Annotated in this window: 10 protein-coding genes and 1 pseudogene; 9 read left to right on the plus strand and 2 right to left on the minus strand. The window is 39.2% G+C overall.

The window, feature by feature from the left end:
* Positions 1-396: pseudogene (locus tag QMA12_RS12035) on the minus strand (IS21 family transposase); the annotation flags it as partial.
* 1,026 nt (positions 397-1,422) lie between these two features.
* Here QMA12_RS12035 and QMA12_RS12040 point away from each other — a divergent pair.
* Positions 1,423-2,490 (plus strand): replication initiation protein, encoded by a 1,068-nt coding sequence (locus QMA12_RS12040; protein ID WP_290210238.1) that lies wholly within the window; start codon positions 1,423-1,425, stop codon positions 2,488-2,490.
* 631 nt (positions 2,491-3,121) lie between these two features.
* Positions 3,122-3,289 (plus strand): hypothetical protein, encoded by a 168-nt coding sequence (locus QMA12_RS12045; protein WP_290210288.1) that lies wholly within the window; start codon positions 3,122-3,124, stop codon positions 3,287-3,289.
* Between the two features lie 331 nt (positions 3,290-3,620).
* Here the strand turns inward: QMA12_RS12045 and QMA12_RS12050 are convergent, their stop codons facing one another.
* Positions 3,621-4,190: a transposase gene (locus QMA12_RS12050; protein WP_290210239.1), complete on the minus strand. Its 570-nt coding sequence runs from the start codon at positions 4,188-4,190 to the stop codon at positions 3,621-3,623.
* Between the two features lie 719 nt (positions 4,191-4,909).
* On the opposite strand from QMA12_RS12050, the gene fabD reads away from it, so the two are divergent.
* The 7 genes from fabD to QMA12_RS12085 all read left to right on the plus strand — a co-directional run bounded on the left by fabD (position 4,910) and on the right by QMA12_RS12085 (position 11,438).
* Entirely contained in the window at positions 4,910-5,776 is an 867-nt protein-coding gene (gene fabD / locus QMA12_RS12055; protein ID WP_290210240.1) for an ACP S-malonyltransferase, read from the plus strand.
* A gap of 221 nt (positions 5,777-5,997) precedes the next feature.
* On the plus strand, positions 5,998-6,246 hold the full coding sequence (locus QMA12_RS12060) for a phosphopantetheine-binding protein (RefSeq protein ID WP_290210241.1): 249 nt from the start codon (positions 5,998-6,000) through the stop codon (positions 6,244-6,246).
* Positions 6,239-7,453: a beta-ketoacyl synthase N-terminal-like domain-containing protein gene (locus QMA12_RS12065; RefSeq protein ID WP_290210242.1), complete on the plus strand. Its 1,215-nt coding sequence runs from the start codon at positions 6,239-6,241 to the stop codon at positions 7,451-7,453. Before QMA12_RS12060 ends, QMA12_RS12065 begins: the two co-directional genes overlap by 8 nt.
* 49 nt (positions 7,454-7,502) lie before the next feature.
* A complete protein-coding gene (locus tag QMA12_RS12070) occupies positions 7,503-8,804 on the plus strand; it encodes a hydroxymethylglutaryl-CoA synthase family protein (RefSeq protein ID WP_290210243.1) in 1,302 nt (433 codons plus the stop codon).
* 2 nt (positions 8,805-8,806) lie between these two features.
* Positions 8,807-9,571, plus strand: a complete 765-nt coding sequence (locus QMA12_RS12075) for an enoyl-CoA hydratase/isomerase (protein WP_290210244.1) — start codon at positions 8,807-8,809, stop codon at positions 9,569-9,571.
* A 150-nt stretch (positions 9,572-9,721) separates the two neighbouring features.
* On the plus strand, positions 9,722-10,657 hold the full coding sequence (locus tag QMA12_RS12080; RefSeq protein ID WP_290210245.1) for an ABC transporter ATP-binding protein: 936 nt from the start codon (positions 9,722-9,724) through the stop codon (positions 10,655-10,657).
* A 10-nt stretch (positions 10,658-10,667) separates the two neighbouring features.
* Positions 10,668-11,438, plus strand: a complete 771-nt coding sequence (locus tag QMA12_RS12085) for a hypothetical protein (protein WP_290210246.1) — start codon at positions 10,668-10,670, stop codon at positions 11,436-11,438.
* Positions 11,439-11,580 lie beyond the last annotated feature (142 nt).

Genomic DNA, 11,580 nt, shown 5'->3' on the forward strand with positions numbered 1-11,580 from the left:
CTTGCTTGGCGAATCGGCAATCACACTTTTGATATAACGATTTACCGCCCAATAGCTGCCAGTGAAGCCGTAACTGTTTACTAATTTCTGATGGATAGTGCTACCTTGAACGCCACTTTCAATCCACCTATTGACCTTCTCAGCATAGGGTAGGACGGAAGACATACTTGATGATGGTGTGTGCACGGTGACGTTAAGTACCGTTGCCAGTTGCGCGTTATCAGGCAGTGGATTAAGTTTATCTATCCAGCCATGCTCAATCGCTATGTCCCTTAGCTTCTGTGCCTTCTTGCGACCCATTAGGCCACTTTCGGCAATAGCACGATTAGATTCACCCATTCGCATTCGAACGAGTATTTGTCGATATTGATACATTTCAAACCTCTTGTTTGCCATGCGCATCTCCTTGTCTAAAAAGTAGACTTGAAGATACGCTATTTACAATGAAGTTTGAGGGGAAAAAAGGTGCCTAAAGTGGCACCATTAACCGCAAATCGGGTGGCGCCATTAGGTGCAAATTAGGTGGTGCCATTACGCCGCAAACGAAATGGCTCCATAGCGGTGCAAATTAACAACATGCTTCAGATCGATGAAAAGTACCACTTTTAAGTTATCTAGTAAGTATTTAACCAGTATTATGTTACTTGTAGCTTGAAATTTATTCGTTTTGGATTTTCGAATTACATAAAACTGGTTATCACACCAGAATCCAGTTATCTCAAAAGCTAAATCACCAGAATGGTGTTATCTAACGCTGCTAATCTCTGCAGAACTTAAGATTTAACACCAGATTCATGTAGCCTAAAACAAATAAAAGCCAGAATAGTGTTATTTAATGTAAGCTTTCACTGCGAATTAGCGAGGGATAAGAGTAATACATCACTTCAGGTTACCAAGCACACCATAATAATGTAATCACAACCGTAAAGATGACACTATTATAGTCTATAACACCATAAATATGTATTTATAAATATGTACACATGACTGATAACATCCTTTTTAAACCTAAAAACAACACGGTAGGCTAGTGTCGATGAATTCACTTTACATAAAGTTGGTGTACTACACCACTTTTATGTAAACATAAAAATCAATAACAAATTACTACCCACCTAGGAAAAATAAAACAAATAAATTTTAAATCAATAGATTATAACAAAGTCTATTGTCCTAAATTTATAATATATAAGGCAAGATAGCCTAAAGTGGTATTCATAATCCCAATATAATGACACATTTATGGTGGAAAGCTGGTTTCATTACAGATTTATGGTGTAACTCACCACTTTTGTGTATTCTCAACCATAAAAAACACCATTAAAATGTATTTATAGGTTTTATGTTTACATATTTCTGGTGAAAAAAACCAGTATTGTGTACACTCAATAATTATGAATACAGATTTGTGGTGATAGTCAGATGACCAAACAGTTAAGTAATAAGCCAATTTCACGAAATAACCTGCCTAAACATATAAAGCAAGGCCATAAACTCGTGTTTAGTCGTAAAGATCTATCACAACGTGAAGCTGATTTGTTTGCGTTAATGATGGCTCAAATGAAAAGCGGCGACTGGGTAAATACAACACCACAATATACTTTTACCGCAAGCCAGTTATCTGAATGGCTAAATATCGATTCAAAACATGTTGGTTCAATTCTATCTCCTGCTGCTGAGCGCCTTTCTAGCTATAAGATAGGTATTAAAGTCGAGAACGAAGATGGCGACGAAGACTTTGATTACAAACCCTTATTTAAACGTATTAGGTATAAAAAAGGGCTACTGACCATGGTACCAAACGATATGCTGGAGAGTGAGTATATCGAATATCGTCAAGGATTTGCGTTGATCACAACAAAAACCTACCTTGATATTAAACAAGAGTATGCAAAGCGCCTGTATGAGATTTTGAGCCGCTTTAAGAAAGATGGCTACGAGATGCATTTCATTAAAATTGAAGAGCTTAAAGGACTATTTGGGCTACTAGATGAAAAAGGTAAATTAAAGAAAAACAAAGCATCATTCGCTAATAACGGCGTTTTTATGAAACGTTGCATTAGAGATAGTATAGGAAAACTAAGTAATCACCCCATAGCAAGAAAAGAGTTTTTATTTTTAAAGAGTGAAAACAACGAAGTAGGGTATGAGTTAAGAACTCAAGGTAAAAAAATATCAGAAATTAAGTTTTTAGTTCACTGGGTAGACAAAGGAACCGTAGAAGAGCTTAATACTCATGATGCATTAAAAGTAGTTAAAGAGCTTATTTCTAAACAAGTGACTAGCAAACAAAAACTTTCACCAGCTGAGTTAACACAATTAATGCTGGCATATAGGTATTTAGGCCAAGATGAAGAAGCTGATAGAGTTGAAAGAGCACTACAAGCATTTCAAAAATCAGAGCCCGAATTTGAAGAATATGAAGAAGAGCAGGGCGTTAAAGGCGAATTAGCGTCAATAATGCAATTAACTAAAGATATCGAATACTAAACTAAAGCACACCATAAAGGTGTTATCTTAATACCAATTTGCTGATCAATAACACCAATATTGTGATCAACTTGACCAGTAAAATGATCTAAAACACGAGTTTTGTGATCAACAACGCCATAAATGTGATCTAAAGTAGCCTTTAAGTTATTTTAAATCAGTATGTTACAAGGCCTATAGATCTAATACTATTTATAGTTCTTTATATTAATAATAGAATTTATAGTGTATGTGGATATGTTGATAACTATAAATGTATCGCTGTGATTGCAGATAATGTAGATTTATAAACCAACGAAGAGTCATTTTATTTAAACCTAATAAAAAAGGTTATCGTTCTAGTTACTAAAGCTGAAAAAAATTATTGAGATAACACAAGCGTAGTAAATTGGTCTGCTCATTGAAAACAAAGCCCGAATAACTATTTCAGCCCATAAGCAAAACGTTACTTAAAGCTACCTCCTGCTTTAAACAAAAAATCAATTATATAAAGAATACAGAAATCTTCAAAACACCAAGTAAAACAAAACCAAACATGTAATAAGCTATTCTTAGCTTATTACATGTTAATTTCTACTAGAACTAATGATACACTTAAATCAAATTCAATCACAAAGGTTTAAAAATAGTCATGAAAATAGCATTAATGATTGAAAACAGCCAAGCGGCTAAGAACTCAATAATTTTGAATGAACTTGAAAGTGTTGCTTTACCGTTAGAACACAGTGTTTTTAACGTTGGTATGAATAGCGAAAACGATCACCACTTAACTTACATTCATTTTATAGGTTGTACTTAAGAAAATCTTAAGTACAGCCTCTATGTTTAATTATTAATCACCATATACGATAGTGACTTAAGCAATAAGTTTTTTCCTACGCTGATTTGATTATATAGACGATAAAGTATCAACAAAACTGTTGTTCAAGTCCAAATAAAAAACACAATCTATTCAACATCTAACTTTCATTTAATTGCCACACTTTAAAGTTTCGATACTGAAATTTTGTCCACTTCTCCACTTCATTTGGCGAAAACCTATTTTCCCAGAGCCTAAAAGCTTTCCAATATTGACTTCATCAATGACCTCGATATTATCTTTATAATCGTAAGCGTATAGCCAACGACACCTAGCTTTGTTTAATGTTCCAAGGTAACAGCGGTTCAAGGTTATCTGGCTGCTCAGCAAAGTGCTGTAAGCACGTTGATATATAGTCATGCACTACAAGGTTATTTGCCTTTGCTGTTTCAACAAGACTATAGAGTATCGCACTGGCATGTGCCCCCTTGCTGGTATGTGATAACAGCCAGTTTTTTCGCCCTATAATGAACGGTTTTATGGCTCGCTCTGCGCGGTTGTTATCAATTTTAAGTCTGCCATACTCTAAGTAACGTCGGAATTTTTCAAATTGATTTATCGCGTAGTTAATGGCTTGACCTAGCGCCATTTTGGGCGGAATTTTATCTTTGTGCTTGTGCAACCATTGGTATAACTCCGCAACAATGGGTTTGGCTTTTTGTTGTCTAACAGTGTACTTTTCCGTGGCTGATTTATCTTTGATGGCTTGCTCAATACCGTAGAGCTTGCCAATGAGGTTGGGCGCCACATCCGCTTTGCCTGTTTTCTTATTATTGAATCGCCCCGTGCTTGCCAGAGACTCAATAACTTGAGAAATTTCAGCACCATTACTATCAAACACTATTGCCTAATAATAAGTAACATCAGGAACAGCTGTGATATCATCAAACTTAGTTTGACCTGCGCCTAGAGTACCATCACTTACGCAACCTGCGACATTGTCAGAAGTGTTTCTAAATATCTCAACGCTTTAGCATCAATACCGTCTAAATACACATAAAGAACAACCTACAAAAATGATAAAACGTGAACTCGGTTACGAGTGGTATTAAGCTTTGATCGGCAAAATCATTAAGAGCATAAAAGTGATCATTTACAAGTGATTTTAGTGATCAAAGCTGGAGAGAATATGCACTATGACAACTTCATACAGCAAATGGTGATCTGTCGCCAATTGAATATGAGCAAAGTTCCTTAAAAAAAGTGTCCTGATTTAGTTGCGCAGAACACTAGGAGGTGCAATACTGTTCGCTAAATGAACAAATATTATTGTTTTGGTTGTTTGTTGTACAGGTTTTTGACGTGATAAATGGAATGAAATCGTGGATAATGCTGTGAGTGAGCGTTAGTTTTTTGCAATTAAGAGGGATGATTATCGTAACTTGCTCCAGGCAGTGACACTCCTCCTTACCGATTAAATTATGCGTGTTGTTTATTCAGAATGGCGAAATATTTGATTTAAAATGCATCTGAAATAATAAAATGTGCGTCAAATAAAAAGCAAAAAAGCGTTTAAAGTCATTTGCAGGGATATATGGATTTGAATAAAAAGGTAAATTTATGAAGGCGTATATTTTCCCCGGGCAGGGGTCTCAGCATAAGGGGATGGGCGAGGAGTTATTTGATCTATTCCAAGAGTATGTTCAGCGAGCCGACGATGTACTGGGTTACTCTGTCGTTGACTTATGTCTTAATGATGACAAGGAAGTGCTTGGACAAACCCAATTTACTCAACCTGCTTTGTATATAGTCAATTCATTAAGTTTTTTGGCAAAAGTAAGACGTTATGAAGTGTCTGCCGATTTTATGGTAGGGCATAGTTTAGGTGAATACAGTGCCTTGTTTGCAGCCGGAGTGTTCGACTTTGAGGCAGGCTTAGAAATAGTGAAAAAGCGCGGCGAACTCATGTCGCAAGCTCATAATGGCGGCATGGCTGCTGTGGTTTCCTGTACTGCAGAAAAAATAAAACAAATCCTATCCCAAAACAGTATCAGTTCGATTGATATCGCAAACTTCAACTCTCCAAATCAAACGGTTGTTGCCGGCCCTGTCAATGATCTGGATACATTCAGAAAAATTATGGAAGAAGCTGGAGAAATAGTTATCCCCTTAAATGTGAGTGCTCCATTTCACTCTCGTTATATGAAAGAGTTTGGCGAGGAGTTTGGCGAATTTCTCACCCAGTATCGATTCGGAGCGCCGCGTATCCCGGTTATTTCCAATGTGTCCGCTCAACCCTATAAAAAAGAAACGGTGACTCGACTATTAACGGAACAGTTAAGCAGTTCGGTCCGATGGACAGATTCGATTAATTACCTTCTGAGTATCGGAGTTAATGACTTTGAAGAGTTAGGGCCAGGAACTGTGCTGAGCGGATTGGTTCGACAAATCAAGTCAAACTACCAAGAAGTAGAGAGTGTTTCTTAACGACAAGGTAACATATCTTACTCTTAGTGATACTGTTTTGTTAAGGCATCGTTTTCTAACAACATAAATTGTGAGAGCAGGGCTTTTTTAACCCTTGAGGGCTTTAATCGTTGAGGACTCTGTCACCTGACAGACACCTGACAACGATTGATAATAAAATTTTGGTTGGTTTTTGGTTTAGGTATGCTACCTAACCTTGTTAATTAAGGAGCTTGTAGTCTTTGGATTCATTAAGTATTTTTCAAACTTTGGTTCGTCATGCGAGCCATGTCTTAACCGATGTGGATGCTAACCTCATCACTCGCGATAGCAGTTTGGTCGAATTAGGTGCTAATTCAATGGAGCGCTCTGAGATTTTATTAAACGCTCTTGAAGAAATGGATATTTCAATTCCAGTGGTGTCGTTATTTGGCCCTAAAAACCTTGGTGAGTTGTCGGATAAAATTGAGGGCATGGTTAATCTTGACTAAGGCAGTCATTTCAGGTGTTGGCGTTGTTTCGTCTATAGGTGCCGGCAAAGAAGCTCTGGTGGCTTCTTTACGTCGAGCCAAACGCGAGTTTGGTCATTTACAACGGCCAGGGCGGGAGGGTGCGCTACCATTTATTGGTGCCGAAATTCCAGATGAGTTGCTCGTTTATTCTGCTGATGATCGTCAATTTAGAAACACCTCTTTAAGTGCGAGAGCTGCTATACAAGTGGTCGAAGAAGCTTTGGTTGATGCTGATATTGATCATATTGACGCTGAAGATATTGGATTGGTGGTCGGCGGTAGTAATTTTCAACTGCGACAGCAGTTATTGCTGCAAAGAAAATATCCTGAGGCGTCCCCATTTGTTCCGGCACATCACGCTCTCGGATTTATGGATACGGATCTCTGTGGGCTTTGTACCAGCCATTTTGGAATTAAAGGTCTTGCTTATTCGGTGGGTGCGGCATCGGCAAGTAGTCAGGTTGCATTGATCAAAGCTGCCCAGGAAATTGAAGCCGGGAGATTAGCAGCCTGTGTTGTCGTGGGTGCCTTGGCAGATTTGTCTTATTTAGAGTTACAAGCCTTCGCCAATACGGGGGCGATGGCAATTAATGCTTATGAAGGTAACTATCAGCAAGTTTGTCGCCCGTTCGATCGGGATCGCACGGGCTTTTTATACGGCGAATCATCGGCAGCGGTTGTTCTGGTAGCTGCTGAACATAAGCGATATCCCTCAGCCAAGAAATCTTATGCTCTGCTTGAAGGCTATGGATTAAATGTCGATGGTAACCGCGGACCGGATCCCAGTGTTGAAGGAGAGTTAACCGCTATCGCTCATTGTTTGCAAATGGCGCAATGGTCGGCCGATCAAGTCGAATATGTGAATAGCCATGGCACAGGTTCGTCTCTAGGCGATAAGACAGAGTCCGAGGCTTTGCGAAAAGCTCGACTAGTTAATGCAAAAATAAATGCCTCTAAATCTTTGCTAGGGCATGGTCTTACTGCCGCCGGTTTAACTGAGACGGTTGTCACTGTATTACAAATGCAACAAAGCTTTATGCACGCTAATCCCAACCTTCTTAATCCAGTGTGTCACGAGTTAAATTGGGTTGGACAAGAGGTTGAAGAAAGGCCTTTTGATAAAGCAATCACCTTAAGTATGGGGTTCGGTGGAGTGAATAGTGCGCTCGCACTGGCAAAATTATAAAGTTTAAACCGAAGCTATAAACAGTTTAAAACAGGAGATTTTAGGGAAGATGAACGTTGGTATAGAAGACATTTCAATTTACGGTGGGACCGCGTGTTTAGACGTGATGGAACTTGCAAAGCACCGTAAACTGGATGGCAACCGCTTTGAAAACTTATTAATGAAGCAAAAGGGTGTTGCACTTTTAAATGAAGATGCCGTGACATTTGCAGTGAATGCCGCAGCGCCCATGGTTCAGCGGTTAAGCCAAGAAGAAAAATCCAGAATTGAAATGGTCATTACCTGCACTGAGTCTGGAATCGACTTTGGTAAATCCTTGAGTACTTACGTTCATGATTATTTAGGCCTAGAAAAAAGCTGCCGTTTATTTGAAATTAAGCAAGCGTGTTATTCCGGAACTGCTGGTTATCAAATGGCTTTGAATTTTATTTTATCTGGTGTTTCTCCAGGTGCCAAAGCGTTGGTTATCATGACGGATCTAGCCCGTTACACGGTCGCCGAAGGAGGAGACAGTCTCACCGAAGATTGGTCGTATGCGGAGCCTTCAACCGGGGCTGGTGCGGTTGCATTATTAGTAAGCGATAATCCAAAAGTGTTTATTGCTGATGTCGGTGCTAATGGCTATTACGGGCATGAAGTGATGGATACTTGCCGACCGCTACCTGACAGTGAGGCGGGGGACTCCGATTTATCTCTATTATCCTTTTTGGATTGTTGTGATAAGTCTTATCAGGAATACAAGAAAAAAGTTCCCGAAGCCGATTACCTTAAGTCTTTTAATTATCTATCCTTTCATACACCCTTCGGCGGAATGATCAAAGGCGCTCATCGTAATATGATGAGAAAGCAGTTTAAAATGGAACCCGATGCTATTGAAACGGACTTCCGTAAACGCGTGGAGCCCAGTTTGGTGTTTTGTCAACAGGTTGGAAATATTATGGGCGGAACGGTGTTTCTTGCGTTGGTAAGCACAATATATAATTCTGACAATTTGGATGCCGCCCGAGTTGGCATATTTTCTTATGGTTCTGGTTGCTGCTCAGAATTTTACAGTGGCGTTTTCACCCAATACGGGCAGCAATATGTCAAGTCATTGAACTTTGCCCAATTACTGTCACAACGTTACCGTTTGAGTATCGATGAATACGAAACCTTACTAAGAGAAAATGCATTAGTCGCTTTCGGCACTCGGAATATCCAACTGGATCAAGAATTACACACTAAGTTTTACACGCCCAGTTCAGAGAGTAGTTCTGGTAATAGTCCTAGCAATAATGTCAGCAAAAGTTCCGGCAAAAGACTGTTTCTCTCAAAGATCAACGAGTTTCACCGAGAGTATCAGTGGGTATAAGTATGACGGAGCCACTAAAAATTGATTATCAGCAAAAGGTGTTAACTATCACCTTTAATCGGCCCAATCAAAGAAACGCCATTAACAGCGAAATCATTTTTGAATTTGAGCGTATTTTGAATGATCTGCCTCATGATATTAAAGCTCTGGTGCTGCGAGGTGACGAATCGTATTTTTGTTTTGGTGCAGACTTCGACGATATTGACGAGTTATATCAGAGTCGTCACGTATCCGATATTCCGGTACGGTTATTCGACATATGGAATAAGATTTCAAATGGTCCCTTTACTTCAATTGCCGTAGTAGAGGGTAAAGTTAATGCCGGAGGACTTGGGTTTGTTGCTGCCTGCGATATCGTCTTGTCTTCTGAAACGGCAACTTTTTCTTTGTCGGAAATGTTATTTGGGTTATTTCCCGCCTGTGTGATGCCTTTTATGATGCGAAAAACTGGACCTCAGGCCTGTCATTACATGTCTCTTGCAACTCGCCCTATTGATGCCAGCCGCGCCAAAGACTGGGGGTTGGTTGATGCAATTGATAACAACATTGATATTTTGCTTCGGCAACATTTGATAGGCGCAAGGCGACTGTCCGCTAAGGCAATAGGCCGTTACAAGAGGTATATGAATCGATTGATTGCTTTGAATACCCATGAAATAAAGTCCATCGCGGTAGAGGCTAACCGAGAAATTTTTAGCGACCAGGAAAATATTCAAGCAATAAAAAACTATCAACAATCAGGACTGTTTCCTTGGGAAACGCCCTAATAAACTCATTGAAAGAAATACGATAAAAATACTATCAAGAAACAGTTTATAGCAACACGAAAGAACAAAACGAAAGAACAGTACTAAAAAGAATTACCAAAGAGAATCACCAAAAAGGTAGCTTGGAATTCAATTAATGAGGGGAATTATATGTTACAGGTCAAAGAGATCTGCAAAAGTTATCGAGATCAACAAGCGTTAAAAAATGTTAGCTTTCAGGTTAATCCTGGCGAAAGGGTCGCCTTACTTGGGGCGAACGGTGCGGGTAAAACTACAACTATACGAGCTATATGTACCCTGATTGAATATGAAAAGGGAGACATTTTATTTGATGGCGAGCCGATCAAAAAGAAGAAAGATTACTTGTCTTGTATCGGTGCTGTACTCGAAGGCCGACAAAATTTAAATTGGCGTTTATCGGTTGCGGAAAATGCTTATTACGCGGCAGGTATTAGAGGCGTGGCCCCGGCAGATGTTAAAGCCAATTTAAAAGAAATTACTCAGCAGCTGGGGCTGGAGCAATACGGTAAGCGAATCGTTGGTCAGCTTTCGTCTGGCAATCGACAAAAGGCTGCATTAGCCAGTGTTTTGTCTTACGAGCCTAAACTATTGTTACTTGATGAGCCCACCCTAGGACTTGACGTAGCAGCCGTTGACGACTTGAGTAATATCATCATAGATCAATCCAATCAACATGAGCGTGGTTTGATCATCACCTCACATGACATGGGTTTTATCGATAAAGTTTGTACTCGCGTGGTTGTTCTGAGCCATGGAGAAGTTATCTTTGATGGCTCTAAAGAAGATATTCGGACCAATTTCTTTAAATATGTTTTCAAACTCAATTTACCGAACAATGATATTAAACGATTGATTAAAGACAATGAAATTCATTTACAAACGGGTAAATTGAACTGGAATGTTAAAGATGATTCTTTCTTTATGGAGTACGACGATATTGATCGGCCATTGCCGCTCATCAATTGGATTCATAAAGAATCATTGGTGCCTAAAGAATTACAGATCTCACCCATTTCTTTAGAAGAAGCGTATAAAAATAGTTGTGTTATTAATAAGGTAGCTTAGAGGACTCATTATGCCATTTTGGAGGTTATTTCAAGCTGAATATCGACTGCATATGTCAATGACAATTCAGTATTGGTTTGAAAGTATTTTATTTGTATTGATCTACAGCGCGATATTTCTTGGTTTATTCTATGGTGCTAAAACGTTTATTCCAGGTCAAGTTGAAGACCTTAATAGTTCATTAAATGGCCTTATGTTCGGCTATTTTATGTATATTTTTGCCATGCTCGCGTTTAACTCCGCACCCCATGGTGTGGTGGAAGATAACAACCGAGGCTATATCGATCAGCTCGTGATGTGCCCCAAGGGATTTTTAAATCTGTTATTTGCTCGTGTGATCGTTAAAGTATTTTGGAGTCTGGTTCAACTGGTGGCAATTGTTTACGTCGCTATGGCGTTATCGAGCAATTGGATCGATTTGAATTTCTTCAAACTCTTTACGTTGCTGATTATTTCCGCACCTTCGTTGGTGGGCATTGGTTTAATCAACTGTGGACTGGCATTGGTGTATAAACGGGTGGCTATTGTGACCGGCTTGATGACTATGTGTTTGATGGGATTGGTTGCGTTAGACGCATTTCCAGTGAACGCATTCAGTTTCTTGCCATTTGCGTTCGGTGCGTCAGCCGCTAAGGCATCCATACTGAATGGTGCAGAGCTAGTCATGACCGATTACTTAATTATTTTGTTGAACTCATTTGTCTATATGGTGATTGGTATTTTTCTTTATAAAAAGATGGAAAAACGAGCAAAAAGATTGAATTTAATCGGCATCTATTGATCTTATTGATCGAGTTGAATTCGTTATGACCAGCGCCGAACACCAAACGGTGTTCGGCGCGTCGGCTTAGCAAGACTTACATTATTAATGATTTCTAGATGAAGCACTGAGTTGGCTGGTGTTAGTAGAAGAAGATATAAAT

This window comes from Pseudoalteromonas sp. APC 3893 (assembly GCF_030408095.1).
GTDB lineage: Bacteria > Pseudomonadota > Gammaproteobacteria > Enterobacterales > Alteromonadaceae > Pseudoalteromonas.